19 protein-coding genes and 1 pseudogene are annotated in these 14,863 nt (G+C 44.7%); all 20 read left to right on the top strand.

The features are described from left to right. The gene (locus tag B5E62_RS14690; RefSeq protein WP_087175275.1) at window positions 1–618 is read left to right on the top strand and encodes a regulatory protein RecX; all 618 of its coding nucleotides are present in this window, start codon (window positions 1–3) and stop codon (window positions 616–618) included. A 72-nt stretch (window positions 619–690) separates the two neighbouring features. After that, entirely contained in the window at window positions 691–2,244 is a 1,554-nt protein-coding gene (rny, locus tag B5E62_RS14685) for a ribonuclease Y (protein ID WP_087175274.1), read from the top strand. A 136-nt stretch (window positions 2,245–2,380) separates the two neighbouring features. Further along, a complete protein-coding gene (locus B5E62_RS14680; protein WP_087175273.1) occupies window positions 2,381–2,923 on the top strand; it encodes an NUDIX domain-containing protein in 543 nt (180 codons plus the stop codon). Window positions 2,924–2,991: 68 nt separating this feature from the next. Beyond that, window positions 2,992–3,528, top strand: a complete 537-nt coding sequence (locus B5E62_RS14675) for a stage II sporulation protein M (RefSeq protein WP_087175272.1) — start codon at window positions 2,992–2,994, stop codon at window positions 3,526–3,528. A gap of 53 nt (window positions 3,529–3,581) precedes the next feature. Continuing rightward, window positions 3,582–4,319: a tyrosine-type recombinase/integrase gene (locus B5E62_RS14670; protein WP_087175271.1), complete on the top strand. Its 738-nt coding sequence runs from the start codon at window positions 3,582–3,584 to the stop codon at window positions 4,317–4,319. A 205-nt stretch (window positions 4,320–4,524) separates the two neighbouring features. After that, on the top strand, window positions 4,525–5,706 hold the full coding sequence (locus B5E62_RS14665) for an iron-containing alcohol dehydrogenase (RefSeq protein ID WP_087175270.1): 1,182 nt from the start codon (window positions 4,525–4,527) through the stop codon (window positions 5,704–5,706). Window positions 5,707–5,867: 161 nt separating this feature from the next. Further along, on the top strand, window positions 5,868–6,755 hold the full coding sequence (locus B5E62_RS14660; RefSeq protein ID WP_087175269.1) for a sulfide/dihydroorotate dehydrogenase-like FAD/NAD-binding protein: 888 nt from the start codon (window positions 5,868–5,870) through the stop codon (window positions 6,753–6,755). Beyond that, window positions 6,755–8,143: an NADPH-dependent glutamate synthase gene (gene gltA, locus B5E62_RS14655; RefSeq protein WP_087175268.1), complete on the top strand. Its 1,389-nt coding sequence runs from the start codon at window positions 6,755–6,757 to the stop codon at window positions 8,141–8,143. The genes B5E62_RS14660 and gltA overlap by 1 nt, the downstream gene beginning before the upstream one ends. 114 nt (window positions 8,144–8,257) lie before the next feature. Next, complete coding sequence (rlmH, locus tag B5E62_RS14650) at window positions 8,258–8,737, top strand: 23S rRNA (pseudouridine(1915)-N(3))-methyltransferase RlmH (RefSeq protein WP_087175267.1); 480 nt, start codon at window positions 8,258–8,260, stop codon at window positions 8,735–8,737. A 162-nt stretch (window positions 8,738–8,899) separates the two neighbouring features. Next, on the top strand, window positions 8,900–9,595 hold the full coding sequence (locus B5E62_RS14645; protein WP_242957970.1) for a 4Fe-4S binding protein: 696 nt from the start codon (window positions 8,900–8,902) through the stop codon (window positions 9,593–9,595). A gap of 18 nt (window positions 9,596–9,613) precedes the next feature. After that, window positions 9,614–10,138 (top strand): hypothetical protein, encoded by a 525-nt coding sequence (locus B5E62_RS14640; protein WP_087175266.1) that lies wholly within the window; start codon window positions 9,614–9,616, stop codon window positions 10,136–10,138. Window positions 10,139–10,167: 29 nt separating this feature from the next. Beyond that, on the top strand, window positions 10,168–10,629 hold the full coding sequence (locus B5E62_RS16825) for a hypothetical protein (RefSeq protein ID WP_087157927.1): 462 nt from the start codon (window positions 10,168–10,170) through the stop codon (window positions 10,627–10,629). A 27-nt stretch (window positions 10,630–10,656) separates the two neighbouring features. Beyond that, the gene (locus B5E62_RS14635) at window positions 10,657–11,073 is read left to right on the top strand and encodes a pyridoxamine 5'-phosphate oxidase family protein (RefSeq protein WP_087175265.1); all 417 of its coding nucleotides are present in this window, start codon (window positions 10,657–10,659) and stop codon (window positions 11,071–11,073) included. 92 nt (window positions 11,074–11,165) lie between these two features. Continuing rightward, window positions 11,166–11,438, top strand: a complete 273-nt coding sequence (locus B5E62_RS14630; protein WP_087152317.1) for a hypothetical protein — start codon at window positions 11,166–11,168, stop codon at window positions 11,436–11,438. Between the two features lies 1 nt (window position 11,439). Further along, on the top strand, window positions 11,440–11,700 hold the full coding sequence (locus tag B5E62_RS14625; RefSeq protein WP_330398147.1) for a DUF4160 domain-containing protein: 261 nt from the start codon (window positions 11,440–11,442) through the stop codon (window positions 11,698–11,700). 175 nt (window positions 11,701–11,875) lie between these two features. Beyond that, entirely contained in the window at window positions 11,876–12,160 is a 285-nt protein-coding gene (locus B5E62_RS14620; RefSeq protein ID WP_275532595.1) for a DUF3267 domain-containing protein, read from the top strand. Window positions 12,161–12,201: 41 nt separating this feature from the next. After that, the gene (locus B5E62_RS14615) at window positions 12,202–12,483 is read left to right on the top strand and encodes a hypothetical protein (protein ID WP_087175262.1); all 282 of its coding nucleotides are present in this window, start codon (window positions 12,202–12,204) and stop codon (window positions 12,481–12,483) included. Window positions 12,484–12,759: 276 nt separating this feature from the next. Continuing rightward, window positions 12,760–13,212, top strand: coding sequence for a DUF3990 domain-containing protein (locus B5E62_RS14610; RefSeq protein WP_087175261.1), 453 nt, complete (start codon window positions 12,760–12,762; stop codon window positions 13,210–13,212). Beyond that, on the top strand, window positions 13,209–13,679 hold the full coding sequence (locus tag B5E62_RS14605; RefSeq protein WP_087175260.1) for a hypothetical protein: 471 nt from the start codon (window positions 13,209–13,211) through the stop codon (window positions 13,677–13,679). The genes B5E62_RS14610 and B5E62_RS14605 overlap by 4 nt, the downstream gene beginning before the upstream one ends. A gap of 427 nt (window positions 13,680–14,106) precedes the next feature. Further along, a pseudogene (locus B5E62_RS14600) lies at window positions 14,107–14,619 on the top strand (SMI1/KNR4 family protein); the annotation flags it as partial. Window positions 14,620–14,863 lie beyond the last annotated feature (244 nt).

Here is a 14,863-nt window from a genome sequence, read left to right as displayed (position 1 = left end):
ATGACAGTCACACAGGTAGAGGCCCTGTTCGGGTCAAAGTCCAAATACAGAGTGTACCTTGACGGACAGCCCGCCTTTGTACTATACAGGGGAGAGCTGTCCCGCTATCATATCCGGGAAGGCCGGGAGCTGGCAGAGAAGGACTACGGCGATATCCGGGAGATGCTCACAAAGAGGGCCAGGCTGCGGGCTATGAAGCTGCTGGAGATTTCCGACCGGTCAGAGGAGGCGCTGCGCAGGAAGCTCTCCGAGGGCGGGTATTCCCCGGGCATTGTGGAGAATGCCGTTGCCTATGTGAAGTCCTTTGGCTACCTGGACGACAGCCGCCTGGCAGAACATATCGTGTACAGCCGTAAAGGACAGAAGAGCAGGGCGGAGCTTCAGGCCTGCCTACTGAGGAAAGGGCTTTCCAGAGAACAGGCGGAGGAGGCGCTGGAAAAGGCCTACACCAGCGACGATGCGAAGGAGGCGATACGACGCCTGGCAGAAAAAAAACACTTCGATCCCGGGTGCGCCACGCCTGCGGAAAAGCAGAAATTATGCGCCTATTTCCTGCGAAAAGGCTACCGTTATGAGGACATCCGTCAAGTGATACAAGTTTCTGATAGGAATGCTTGACATCTTTGTGAAAACAGTATAAAATTTAACTGTTGTATTTGTACAATGAAAATTTAATAAGGAGGTGCTCCTGTGCCGAATGTTATAATCATTGCTGTGGCTGTGGTTCTCGTGGTAGCAGCAGCGATCATCAGTCATTTCGCGACAGTTTCCAATCTGAAGAAAAATGCGGAGTCAAAAATCGGAAGTGCGGAGACGAAGGCCCGCGAGATCATCGATGATGCGGTCAAGACAGCAGAGGCCAAGAAAAAGGAATCCCTCTTGGAAATTAAGGAAGAATCTATCAGAACAAAGAATGAGCTCGAGAAGGAAACAAAAGAGAGAAGAGCAGAGTTACAGCGTTATGAAAAGAGAGTCCTCTCCAAGGAGGAGGCGTTGGACAAACGATCCGATGCCATGGAAAAGCGAGAAGCAGGGTTTACGGCAAAGGAAGAACAGCTCAAAGCTCGTGAAGCAAAGGTGGATGAGCTGAGCAGACAAAGAGTACAGGAACTAGAAAGAATCTCAGGACTAACCTCCGAACAGGCAAAAGAATATCTGTTAAAAACTGTTGAAGAAGATGTTAAACATGACACTGCAAAAATGATCAAGGAGCTGGAGGCGCAGGCGAAGGAAGAGGCGGACAAGAAGGCAAAGGAATATGTTGTTACCGCTATCCAGAGATGCGCTGCTGATCACGTGGCAGAAACTACGATTTCAGTCGTTCAGCTTCCCAGTGACGAGATGAAAGGGCGGATCATCGGACGTGAAGGAAGAAATATCCGTACGCTGGAGACTCTCACAGGTGTGGAGCTGATCATCGACGATACCCCCGAAGCGGTCGTATTATCAGGGTTTGACCCCATCAGGCGTGAAGTCGCAAGGATCGCGCTGGAGAAGCTGATCGTGGATGGGCGTATCCATCCGGCAAGAATTGAGGAGATGGTGGAAAAGGCCCAGAAAGAAGTAGAGGCAGTGATACGCGAGGAAGGAGAGGCGGCGGCACTTGAGGTCGGCGTGCATGGGATCCATCCGGAGCTGATACGGCTTCTGGGAAGAATGAAATTCCGGACCAGCTATGGTCAGAATGCGCTGAAGCATTCAATCGAGGTGGCGCAGCTGTCGGGTCTCCTTGCAGGGGAGATCGGACTGGATGTCCGTCTCGCAAAACGGGCAGGCCTTTTACATGATATTGGTAAATCCATCGACCACGATGTGGAAGGGTCACATATCCAGATTGGTGTGGAGCTGTGCAGAAAGTACAAGGAAACGCCGATCGTCATCAATGCAGTGGAAGCACATCACGGGGATGTCGAGCCGGAATCCCTGATCGCATGTATCGTCCAGGCAGCGGATACGATTTCCGCGGCAAGGCCGGGTGCGAGAAGAGAGACGATCGAGACATACACAAACAGATTAAAACAATTAGAAGATATCAGCAACCAGTTCAAGGGTGTTGAGAAATCTTTTGCTATTCAGGCAGGTAGAGAGATTCGTATTATGGTAGTTCCAGAGCAAGTATCTGATGCAGATATGGTATTACTGGCAAGGGATATTTCCAAGCAGATCGAGTACGAGCTGGAATATCCGGGACAGATAAAGGTTAATGTTATCCGGGAATCCAGGGTGACAGACTATGCCAAATAAATGTAAACCGAAAGCAGAAGACCAGCCGTAAAAGGCTGGTCTTTTTTTGCAAAAATGGCGGCAGAGCGTGAGACCGCCGCTGTTTTCAGAGAGACACAAAAATCAAAAAGCATGTGAAAGGGGAAGGGAAAGCAAGATGAGCAACGAGATAAAGAGAATAGACAGGAAGCTGGCATATGAGGGGGCGGTGATCAATGTCTACCAGGATACGGTCCAGTTCCCGGACGGTCACACGGCAAAGTGGGATTACATCCATCACGATGGAGCGGCGGCGGTGATACCTGTACTCCCTGACGGCAGGATACTGATGGTTAAGCAGTACAGAAACGCGCTGGACAGATTTACGCTGGAGATTCCTGCCGGAAAGCTGGATGACCCGAAGGAGGAGGGGATCGTGTGCGCCTCCAGGGAGCTGGAGGAGGAGACAGGATATCGCTGTGAGCGGCTGGAGCCGCTCCTTGTACTTCGGACCACGGTCGCATTCTGCAATGAGAGGATAGAAGTATTTGCGGCCAGAGACCTGATCCCCTCCCGCCAGCATCTGGACGAGGACGAATTTATAGAGCTGCAGGCCTGCACGCTGGCAGAGTTAAAAGAGAAGATCTTCAGCGGGGAGATACAGGACTCCAAGACAGTGGCGGCAATCCTGGCCTATGCGGTAAAGTACGACAGGGAGTAAGACTGGGGGTATATTTCTTTCCGGGCGGCATATAATGAAATATCTTTGCGGCGGGAGGAAGAACAGATATGCGCAGTCACGGGAGGATTTTCCTGGCACTTTGCCTGGCAGGATTTATAGGCGGGATCCTGTATGCCAATACGGGAGCACGGGACCATATACTGGCGGCGGGGATCTTCAGCGACTATTTTCTGGAACAGTATACGCAGGCAGAGATACAGACGCAGGATTACTTCTGGTATATCCTTTGGGTCCGGGCCGGGATGCTGGCAGTCATTTCCCTCCTTGGCCAGATGAAGGGCGTGCGCAGATGGATCGTGGCCGCTGTGCTGGTCTGGACAGGCTTCCTGGGCGGACTCTTTTTTACGGCCTCTGTGATCAAGCTGGGGCCGGCAGGAATCCTGTTCTGTCTGGCCGCCGTTCTTCCGCAGGCGCTGTTTTATATCCCGGGATATGGGATCGTGCTCTGGTTTTTTTATTCCTATCCAAGGTCATCCTGGAATTATTCAAAAACGGTAGGTACTATTCTGACGATTGGGGTTGGAATTATATCGGAAAGTTATTTAAATCCAATTTTTCTGAAAATATTTCTAAAAACAATTTGATTTTTTCGTTATTTCTTCGTATAATTTAGAGTATACGATGGGAGATAAAAAGTATGGAAAAAATAGTGTTAGAATATGTAGAGTATTTAAAAGAAGTGAAGGGGATTTCTCTGAACACGGAGATGGCGTACAGACGGGACCTCATGAAGCTTGTCCGTTATCTTGACGCGCAGGGGATCCAGGAGGTGGCGCAGATCACGGCGACAAACCTGAATTCCTATATGCTTCATATGGAGAAACAGAAGCTGACTAATACGACCATATCCAGAAACGTGGCTTCGATCAAGGGATTTTTTAATTATCTCTTCAAAAAGAAATATATAAAAGAGGATGTGTCAGAGGGACTGACCAGTCCGAAGATTGAGCGCAGAGAGCCGAAGAGCGCCTCCAAGGAGGACGTGGAGAAGGTCCTGGCTATTCCCAGCGGGAAGACGCCGAAGCTGCTCCGGGACAAGGCCATGATCGAGCTTTTGTATTCTACGGGGATCATGGTCGAGGAGCTTGTCAGCCTCAAGATACAGGATGTCAATCTGGAGATAGGCTATCTCCAGTGTCATTTTCCGGGCAACCAGAATGCCTATCCGATCGATAAGCAGGCGCTGAAGGCCATGAAGGCATATCTGAAAAACGGGCGTGAACCTCTCCTCAAGGGGCATGGCTCGGATGTGCTCTTTCCCAATATCAGCGGCAGGAAGATGAGCAGGCAGGGCTTTTGGAAAATCCTGAAGGGCTACGCGGCCAAGGCGGGCATCGAGGGTACCATTACTCCCAGCATGCTGCGCCATTCCTAGTCATTCCTCCGTGCAAGAAGTGAAGACTTTATATGAATGAAACAAGACCGGCACTCTGATGCCGGTCTTATTATGTTTTTCTGAAAAAATCATGAAATTGCGGAAAAGCTGTTGCATGTACGAAAAAAGAGAGGTATAATTTTGATAAATAATTAACAAGGACGGGATTCCCCGGACTATATCACAAAAAGGAGATGCAGGAACAATGAGCAGATTTTGTTTACCAAGAGACATTTACCACGGAAAAGGGTGTCTGGAAGAGCTGAAAAACCTGAAGGGCAAAAAAGCTATCCTCGTTGTAGGCGGAGGCTCCATGAAGCGCCAGGGCTTTCTTGACAGGGCGGTCAATTACCTGAAGGAGGCTGGCATGGAGGTCCAGACCTTTGAGGGCGTGGAGCCGGACCCATCCGTTGAGACTGTCATGAGGGGAGCGGAGGCCATGAGGGCTTTTGAGCCGGACTGGATTGTTGCCATGGGCGGAGGCTCACCTATCGATGCGGCCAAGGCCATGTGGGCGTTCTATGAGTATCCGGACACCACGTTTGAGGACCTGTGCGTGCCCTTCAATTTCCCGGAGCTGAGGCAGAAGGCAAAATTTGCGGCCATCCCCTCCACATCGGGAACAGCCACAGAGGTGACGGCATTTTCCGTTATCACAAACTATGAGACAGGCGTGAAATACCCGCTGGCTGACTTCAACATCACACCGGATATCGCTATTGTTGATCCGGACCTTGTGGCGGGACTTCCGGTCAAGCAGGTTGCATACACCGGAATGGACGCGCTGACACACGCCATCGAGGCCTATGTGTCCACACTCCACGGACCATTTACGGATCCTCTTGCACTGCAGGCCATTGAGATGGTGCTGGATCATCTGCCTGCATCCTACAACTGCAACATGGAGGCGAGAGAGCAGATGCACTACGCACAGTGCCTGGCAGGAATGGCATTCTCCAATGCCCTTCTGGGAATCGTACACTCCATGGCCCACAAGACAGGCGCTGCCTTCTCAACAGGGCATATCCCGCACGGCTGCGCAAACGCCATCTATCTGCCCTATGTGATCAAATACAATGCCAAGGATGCCACAGCGGCCAAGAGATATGCCGAGATTGCCCGCAGGATGGGACTTCCGGGAACATCCGAGCAGGCTCTCATCAACAGCCTGTGCGAGAAGATCGACGAGTTCAATGTGAGACTGAACATTCCTAAGACACTGAAGGATTTCGGCATCAATGAGGATGAGTTCAAGGAGAAGGCTGCTAAGATCGCCGAGCTGGCGGTGGGAGACGCATGTACAGGCTCCAACCCGCGCGCCATCGACCCGGCCACAATGGAGAAGCTCCTCACCTGTACATACTATGGAACAGAAGTGGACTTCTAAAATCCTATAGAGTACTTTTTACCGGGCGGGCGCCTGTCAAAGGGCGTCTGTCCCGTTTTGTCTTATTTCAAATTTATCTGACTGAAATCATGGAGAAATTATTGCTATTTTTCTGTCTATGGATTATTATTAAATAAGTTTGATGATTAGGAGGATGCGATATGTATAAGATACGAAAGGCTGAGAAGCTGGCGGACAAGATCTATCTTATGGACGTGGAAGCGCCCCGTGTTGCAAAGCATTGTGAGCCGGGACAGTTTGTGATTGTTAAATTGGATGAAAAAGGCGAGAGGATCCCTCTGACAATCTGTGATTACGACAGGAAAGAGGGGACGATCACGATCGTGTTCCAGACAGTAGGAGCATCTACAGAGAAATTTGCAGCCCTGAAGGAGGGCGATTCCTTTCAGGATTTTACAGGGCCGCTCGGCCGTCCCTCTGAATTGGTGAATGAAGATATTGAGAGCCTGAAGCAGAAGAAGATCCTTTTTGTCGGCGGGGGCGTGGGCTCTGCTCCTGTGTATCCGCAGGTGAAATGGCTGAAGGAGCACGGCGTTGATGCGGATGTCATCATCGGGGCCAAGACAAAGGATATGCTGATCCTGGAGGATGAGATGAAGGCAGTGTCCGGAAATTACTATCCCTGTACAGATGACGGTACATACGGACATGCAGGCATGGTGACGAGCATGGTTGAGGAGCTTGTGAACGGCGGGCAGAAATATGACCTCTGCGTAGCTATCGGACCGGTGATCATGATGAAGTTCGTCTGTCTCCTCACTAAAAAGCTTGGCATTCCGACAGTAGTCAGCATGAATCCTATCATGGTGGACGGAACCGGCATGTGCGGCGCCTGCCGTCTGCATGTGGGCGATGAGATCAAGTTTGCCTGTGTGGATGGCCCGGAATTTGACGGACATCTTGTGAACTTTGATGAGGCGATGAAGAGACAGCAGATGTACAAGACCCAGGAGGGGCGTGCTCTCCTGAAATTACAGGAAGGCGATACACATCACGGCGGATGCGGCAACTGCGGAGGTGACGAATAATGGCAGATATGTTTAAGAGAGTTCCTGTCAGAGAGCAGGAGGCAAAGGTTAGAGCAACAAATTTCGACGAGGTTTGCTATGGATATAACAAAGAGGAGGCGATGGAGGAGGCTTCACGCTGTCTGAACTGTAAAAACGCAAAGTGTATCCAGGGATGCCCGGTGTCCATCAATATCCCCGGATTTATCTCCAGGATAAAGGACGGAGACATAGAGGGGGCCTACCAGGTGATCGGAGAGTCCTCCGCCCTGCCGGCTATCTGCGGGCGCGTATGTCCACAGGAGTCACAGTGCGAGTGCAAATGTGTGCGCGGGATCAAGGGTGAGCCGGTCTCCATCGGAAAGCTGGAGCGCTTTGTGGCTGACTATGCTCTTGAGCACGATATCAAACCTCTGAAGGCGGAGAAGATGAACGGCCACAAGGTGGCGGTCATCGGTTCCGGCCCGTCAGGTCTTACCTGCGCCGGAGACCTGGCAAAGCTCGGATATGAGGTGACTGTCTTTGAGGCCCTCCATGAACTGGGAGGCGTTCTTGTGTACGGTATCCCTGAATTCCGTCTTCCAAAGGAGAAGGTAGTAAAGAAAGAGATTGAGAAGGTAAAGGAACTGGGAGTTAAATTCGAGACAAATGTGGTGATCGGGAAATCCACGACAATCGACCAGCTGATGGAGGAGGAAGGATTCGAGGCAGTATTCATCGGCTCCGGAGCGGGTCTTCCCATGTTTATGGGCATTCCGGGAGAGACAGCCAACGGTGTCTTCTCCGCCAACGAGTATCTGACAAGGAGCAACCTGATGAAGGCCTTTGACGATTCCTACGATACCCCCATCGCGGCTGGCAAGAAAGTGGCTGTTGTGGGCGGTGGAAACGTGGCTATGGATGCAGCCAGGACTGCCCTTCGCCTGGGTGCTGAAGTACATGTCGTATACCGCAGGAGCGAGGCGGAGCTTCCCGCCAGAGTGGAGGAAGTCCACCACGCAAAAGAAGAGGGCGTTATCTTCAACCTGCTGACCAACCCGAAGGAAATCCTTGTGGACGAGAACGGATGGGTGAAGGGCATGCGCGTGATCAAGATGGAGCTTGGTGAGCCGGATGCATCTGGAAGACGCCGCCCCATCGAGATCCCGGGATCCGAATATGAGATTGAGGTAGATACAGTGATCATGTCTCTTGGAACATCCCCGAATCCGCTGATCGCTTCTACTACAGAGGGACTGGAGACAAACAGGAGAAAATGTATCGTGGCTGAGGAGGAGAACGGCCAGACATCGAAGGCCTGCGTATTTGCCGGCGGAGACGCGGTCACAGGAGCCGCCACAGTCATCCTCGCCATGGGTGCAGGAAAGGCAGGAGCCAAAGGTATCCACGAGCTGCTGTCACAGAAATAGACGCACAGGAGCAGACTGAAAAGTGAACTGATAGGGAGAGCAATTGGGGTTAGCCTGGTCCTCTCCCTTTTTTCTGTATTATTTTGAGTGGGTAAACAGGAGGAAACAGGACAGGTGAAGGTCACATTGATCACAGTGGGAAAGATAAAGGAAAAATATCTGAAGGATGCCATCGCCGAGTACAGCAAGCGGCTTGGCCGCTACTGTAAGCTGGACATCATAGAGGTGGCGGATGAGAAGACGCCGGACCAGGCCAGCGAGGCTGTGGAGGAGAGTATCCGCGCAAAAGAGGGGGAGCGTATCATGAGGCATATCAGGGAGGATATGTATGTGGTCACCCTGGAGATCGCAGGAAGTATGCTCTCCTCTGAGGAGCTGGCGGACAAGATAGATGCCCTTGGACTGTCCGGCAGGAGCAGCATCGCTTTTGTCATCGGCGGCTCCATAGGGCTTGGGAGAGAGGTGCTTAAAAGGTCTGACTTTGCCCTCAGCTTTTCGAAGATGACCTTTCCCCACCAGCTCATGCGGGTCATCCTGCTGGAGCAGGTGTACAGGAGCTACCGGATAATCAATGGGGAGCCATATCACAAGTAAGTGCGTATGGTATGAAGTATGTGGAGTATTTGAAAGGGAGTGGACAGATGATGTTCCGCTCTCTTTTCGTATGGGTAAGAAAGACAATGACAGGGAAATAAACGAATGGTATAATGAAGTAAAACTAGGTCGACAGATTGGGATTTGCGGAGGGGATATTGTATGTTGGATAGTAAAAGGATAAAGGAAATAATGTTTGCGTTAGGTGCAGATTTGTGTGGTATAGCAAGTATAGATAGGTTTGATAATGCACCGAAAGGCTATCATCCTTTAGATGCACTTCCGACTTGCAAATCGGTAATTTCTTTTGGTTGCAGATTTCCAGTAGGAACACTTAATTGCAAGTCTAATATTCCATATACAAGGGTAAGAAATTCTATCACGTCAAAAATGGATGCGATAGCTCTGGATTTTTGTATTGAAATGGAAAAGAACCAGATAGTATGTGTTCCTATTCCTACAAATGAAAGCCAATGGGATAAAAATACTAACAGATGGCGTTCTATTGTTTCGCAAAAACATATAGCTCAAGCGGCGGGCTTGGGAACAATAGGGAGGCATTCTTTGTTAATAACGCCAGAGTTTGGAAGTATGGTCTGGTTAGGAGCAGTGTTATGCGAACAGAATCTTGAGCCTGATAAAATGAAAGAACCTCTTTGTAATAATTGTAACTTATGTGTTGATATTTGTCCTGTAAATGCTTTAGAAAATCCAGAAATAAAACAGCAATCCTGTTGGGATTTTGCATTTGGAGATGATGAAGAAGAGCAGGTTTGGAGAATAGCTTGTCATAAGTGTAGAGATATTTGTCCGTATAATCTAGGCAGTCAAAATTCGATTTTAAGGAAGAATGACTAAAGAAAATTTATCGAGGAGTTGAGCGGTGCAAAATTGGAATTTGAAAGTGAGTTGATTTTAATGTTAATTCTAATGGAAGGTATAGTATTATGTTTTATACTTTTAATGTTTTGTGTTATTGGTATAGCAAATGGTCCTGAAAAATTTACTGTGTTTTACGAAAAGAATGTTCAAGAAAAAGCAATAAAATTAGGATATACTACTCAAAAAGAAATAAAGAAACAAACCATTATATCAATTATAGTTTTATACTTGCCTTGTTTTATTCTTGTGCCATTGATGGTTTGCTATATAAATGGTGCAAGAGAGTTTGGAGATATTTTTATTCAAAGTTTATTAATAATGTATATAATGGGACTATTTGATAGATTTTTTGTTGACTGGTATTGGGTAGAACATACAAAAGCGTGGGATATACCCAATACAGAAGAATTAAAACCTTATATTCCTACAAAAATGAAAATAGTTAAATGGCTGGGAACCATAGTTGGATTTGCAATAATTGCTTTAATTATTGCTTTAATAATGAGTAAGATGGTTTGAAAATCCTAAGTTGTAGATTGGAGTTAGTTATGAAAAATGTAATATATATATTAATTCAATGCACTTGGGGATTGCCACAAACATTGTTAGGATTTATAGTACTTTTAATTAATATAAAAAATAAACATTATTTTTATCACGGTGCAATTATTACTGAAAGAAATGTTCCTTCAAGTGTATCTTTGGGAATGTTCGTCTTTACAACAACTAATCCGATGAAAGATAAAAGAACAAAAAATAAAATACCAGATGAAGAATTAAGTAAAAGGCTTTTAGTTCACGAATATGGTCATACAATTCAATCCCTTATTTTTGGACCATTATATTTAATAGTAATGGGGATTCCATCAACACTATGGGGATTTTTGCCATATTTTCAAAATAAAAGAAACAACGGAGTATCTTACTTTAGCTTTTTTACAGAAAAGCTTGCTAATTATTTAGGTGAAAAAGTTACAAAAGAAAAATCAATGGAAAATGCTATTATATAAATTACAATTGGTAAGGGAGATGACTTTGTGAAAAAATTAAGTGAAGATGCTGAAAAAATAATGTCGGAACGATTTGGAAAAGATACCATTATTGCATTGGCAACAGTAGAAAGTGAGGTGCCTTTTGTACGTTATGTAAATGCATATTATGAGAATGGTGCATTTTATATTATTACATATGCACTTTCAAATAAAATGAGGCATATGGAAAGCAACTCTACTGTTGCAATAGCTGGTGAATGGTTCACGGCACATGGAAAGAGTATCAATTTGGGATATTTCGGGAAAGAGGAAAATTACTGGATTGCCGAGAAATTGAAAAATGTATTTTCTGAGTGGATCGACAATGGACATAATAATTTTGAAGATGAGAATACTATAATTTTATGTGTAGAATTAACCGATGGACTGTTGCTTTCACATGGAACAAAGTACGAGTTTTAGTTTTCGTTTTCCGGTTTGTATGGCAGATCCTAATTGAAAATATTCTTAATAGGATATAATAGAGCGTATAAGAAGCAGGGAGGAATGATGATATGATGTATCCATTTATGACATTGAATGATGAGACAGAAATTGTTCATTCTGATATGCAGAATGATGGAAGAGTAAAAGTGTATATTGAGAGACCAGATGAAAAATATGGATTTAAACATGCTGCATGTTGGCTCCCCGATTACACATGGGAAGATATTTACCATTTTTCAGAAGAAGAGATTAAGCAATTCGAAGAGATAATAAGGTCAACGGCACATCTTATTATCGAATTCTCTCAGGAAGGGGGCTTTGAGAATGCCTCAAATCTTTAGAATGGGAGAATACTGGATTTATTTCTGGACAAATGAGAATAAACCTGTTGAACCGATCCACGTACATATCGCAAAAGGAAAGCCATCTGAAAATGCGACAAAGGTATGGATTACCAGTGCGGGGAAATGTCTGCTCTGCAATAATAATTCAAGAATACCTTCACATACGTTGCGCAATATTATGAGAATGGTTGAGGCACGTAGTACTGATATTATTCAGAAATGGTTTGCATATTTTAGAGAGATAAGTTATTATTGTTGATTTTTATTGGACCGCACTTTGATACGTTATGGAGAGCCATATCATAAATAAATCTGGTTTGGAAGAGAGTGGGCAGATAGTGTTCCGCTCTCTTTTTTTGTATATACAAGAAAGAAAATGACAGGGGAATATGGGGGTGTTATAATAAACTTAAGCGACTTGGCAACTTTGGAATGTGGTTCGCTTTAATATCGATGCAATAATGCCGAGTTGTGCTTGTAGGGTGACATTGAAAAAGAAACAATATTTAATAGGTGTTTTGACACCGTTTGTAATATTAGGTTTAGGTAGGGTACTGTTTGTTTTTATATATCCGGGCACTATATTGTTGCTTACCATGATAGTTAATCTTGTTGCCGCAGGAGTAGATTTGATTATTGCTTTTAACGTATTAAAGGAACGCGATAGTCTAATTGTAGACCATCCGAAAGAAGCAGGATATATTATATTTTATAAATAGATTAATCCTAATATGTAGTAGAATAGGGCTGAAAAATAATAATGAAAAATAATAGTGTCATATTTAAAGAAACTATATTAAATCAAATAAAAGATTATCTTGATGGTAAAATTACAAAAGAGGAGTATTACGAAATAGCAGAGCCATTTTATTCTAAATATGCAGATACTTATCAGAATCCTTTGTTTCATGAATATTTTATAAATACAGTAGCAGATGCTTGTTTGTGCTATATTGATGAACCCGGTCTGACTCCTGAAATAAGAGAAAAAATATTTCATAAATCCTTAAGTGAAGCATATGTGATTTTGCGGAAATTTTGATTGTAGTTCATTTCAATAAACTAGAAAAGCTTAGTTTGCTAAGTGAAAGGGTGATATAAATGAAGAAATACACGACAATATTTAAGATTGCTTTAGTAATATGTTTTAGCTGTGATTAACGAAGTTACAGGATTTATAAATTCAACAATTTCATTTAGCGGAACAGTAATCTGTATCATCGGATTTTTTATAGCTATATTTGCGATTACAATATTAGAGAAGGAAAGAGCAAAAAGGAATGCTGATAAACCATAACTTTAAAGGAGTAAAAAGTATATGATTTTGTATCATGGAAGCAATGTCATAGTCCAGGAACCGCAAATCTTGGAAAATGGTTTCTACAAAGATTTTGGCTATGGATTTTATTGTACAATTTTAGAAAAGCAGGCAAAACGCTGGGCTTTGACAAAACGCAGAAAGCACATTGTAAATTTTTATGAGTATTCACCTGATAAGAATCTGAACATTAAAAATTTTAGCGAAATGACAGAGGAGTGGCTACAATTTGTCGTAAACTGCCGGCTTGGTTTAAAACATGATTATGATGTTGTCGAGGGACCAATGGCAGATGATACAATCTGGGACTATGTCGAGGACTATATGGCTGAACGAATTTCAAAAGAGGCGTTCTGGGAACTGGTTAAGTTTAAGTATCCGACGCATCAGATTGTATTCTGTACAGAGAAAGCATTACAGACTATCAAATTCGAAGGGGGTTATTCGCTATGACAAATAAATTTTTTCCGGAAGAACAAATATCCGAGAATGATCTTTATTTTTTGTGCTATATGGTAGAACGTGTCGCAAGAAAATTACATCAGAAGAATAAATATGTTGTTAATTCTATACCGAAAGATGAGTGGGTGCGTCTGATCAGCCTGGCCAATGTACTTCACTGTGAGAATCCTCTGAAAATTGAAGATCAATGGATTGAAGAGTATAAGTTGGCAAAGGGGAATTTTGACATAACGGATGTAGATTCAGAACTGGTAGATGAAATCCCATCAGAAACACAGATGGGAAAGGTGTATACAAGGCTGATTCTGTCAACGTTACAGTCGGAGGAAGACTATATTGATGGAATGATCCGAGTATATAACGATGAAATATGTGATACGATTGATAATTACAATAGCAGCGCCTATTATGAACCGTCTTATGTGATCACAAGAGCTTATAATAATGGAGGATTTTAAAAGGAACCGAAAACCGCACTTGGATATGTTATGGGGAACCATATCACAAGTAGGGCCGTTTGGGAGAGAGTGGACAGGAGATGTACTGCTCTCTTTTTACATAAGCGAGAAATCAAATGACAGGAATGGTATAATGATCGTGGGTGCGAATTAGACCCATTGTATAAAAGAACGTTGGAACTTCTTTGAGAATATTGCAAATCCTAAGTCGCTGACCGGAAAATCAGAAATTGACGATGCTGTTTCCGAAATAAATGCTTTGCTTAAAGGAAAGAACAAATATTACAGTTACTATATAGGTGAAAAAGAAACAAATTTATATTTTTCTGATGAATTCTTCTGATGGAATACCGATATCCAGGGTGACAGGACCATTTTTGTTTCATGCAGAAGACGATGATCGGAATTTGGAGGTGTGCGGAGAATGTTTGAAGGATTTGATCTTACAAGCTTTTGGGAAGACAGTGAGTATGCGCTGAAAGAATATGTCAGCGAATTGCCTTCTGATGAACTGATTGCCAGCGTTGAGCAGGAATTAGGCTATAAGTTGCCAGCTTCTTATATTTGGCTGATGAAGCAACATAACGGAGGGATTCCTGTCAACACCTGTTTCCCTACTGATCAAACTACCAGTTGGGCAGATGACCACGTAGCTATCACAGGTATTTTCGGTATTGGAAGAGAGAAAACCTATTCGTTATGTGGAGAGTTTGGGAGTCGGTTTATGATCGAAGAATGGGAGTACCCTGCTATCGGAGTGGCTGTTTGTGACTGTCCCAGTGCCGGACATGATATGATTTTTCTGGATTACCGGGAGTGCGGCCCGGACGGGGAACCCAAAGTAGTGCATGTGGACCAGGAGTGGGACTACAAGATCACTCCTTTGGCAGATAGCTTTGAGGAATTTATCCGTGGCCTTGTAAACGAAGATGATTTCGAGTTCGAGGATTGACAGGATGAAAAGGGGCTGTCGCATGAGGAAGTAAATTTCTCATGTGGCATGCCCCTCTTTTGTTGCTTATTTCAGAGAAATATCCAGATGATCTGCATATTTTTGCTTTTCTGGAGGGCATAAAATTTTCTGTGTCTATGGGAAAAATTCTTCTTTGATAAGAAACAGATATGTATAATTGTCTTGTCGGAACTTCTGCTTTTTGGCTGTCGAATTACTTATCTGTTTATAG

Source organism: Lachnoclostridium sp. An118 (assembly GCF_002160985.1).
Taxonomy (GTDB): domain Bacteria; phylum Bacillota; class Clostridia; order Lachnospirales; family Lachnospiraceae; genus Claveliimonas; species Claveliimonas stercoravium.
Note: the sequence above shows the minus strand (reverse complement) of the source record. Positions and strands in the feature narration are given on the sequence as shown.

Bases quoted from the DNA above. Each gene is read 5' to 3' on its own strand.
- gltA (WP_087175268.1), top strand. From the start codon at position 6,755: ATGGCAGATATGTTTAAGAGAGTTCCTGTCAGAGAGCAGGAGGCAAAG.
- B5E62_RS14660 (WP_087175269.1), top strand. From the start codon at position 5,868: ATGTATAAGATACGAAAGGCTGAGAAGCTGGCGGACAAGATCTATCTT.
- B5E62_RS14690 (WP_087175275.1), top strand. From the start codon at position 1: ATGACAGTCACACAGGTAGAGGCCCTGTTCGGGTCAAAGTCCAAATAC.
- B5E62_RS14675 (WP_087175272.1), top strand. From the start codon at position 2,992: ATGCGCAGTCACGGGAGGATTTTCCTGGCACTTTGCCTGGCAGGATTT.
- B5E62_RS14605 (WP_087175260.1), top strand. From the start codon at position 13,209: ATGACAAATAAATTTTTTCCGGAAGAACAAATATCCGAGAATGATCTT.
- B5E62_RS14630 (WP_087152317.1), top strand. From the start codon at position 11,166: ATGATGTATCCATTTATGACATTGAATGATGAGACAGAAATTGTTCAT.
- B5E62_RS14615 (WP_087175262.1), top strand. From the start codon at position 12,202: ATGAAAAATAATAGTGTCATATTTAAAGAAACTATATTAAATCAAATA.
- B5E62_RS14665 (WP_087175270.1), top strand. From the start codon at position 4,525: ATGAGCAGATTTTGTTTACCAAGAGACATTTACCACGGAAAAGGGTGT.
- B5E62_RS14645 (WP_242957970.1), top strand. From the start codon at position 8,900: ATGTTGGATAGTAAAAGGATAAAGGAAATAATGTTTGCGTTAGGTGCA.
- B5E62_RS14625 (WP_330398147.1), top strand. From the start codon at position 11,440: ATGGGAGAATACTGGATTTATTTCTGGACAAATGAGAATAAACCTGTT.
- B5E62_RS14610 (WP_087175261.1), top strand. From the start codon at position 12,760: ATGATTTTGTATCATGGAAGCAATGTCATAGTCCAGGAACCGCAAATC.
- B5E62_RS14670 (WP_087175271.1), top strand. From the start codon at position 3,582: ATGGAAAAAATAGTGTTAGAATATGTAGAGTATTTAAAAGAAGTGAAG.
- B5E62_RS16825 (WP_087157927.1), top strand. From the start codon at position 10,168: ATGAAAAATGTAATATATATATTAATTCAATGCACTTGGGGATTGCCA.
- B5E62_RS14680 (WP_087175273.1), top strand. From the start codon at position 2,381: ATGAGCAACGAGATAAAGAGAATAGACAGGAAGCTGGCATATGAGGGG.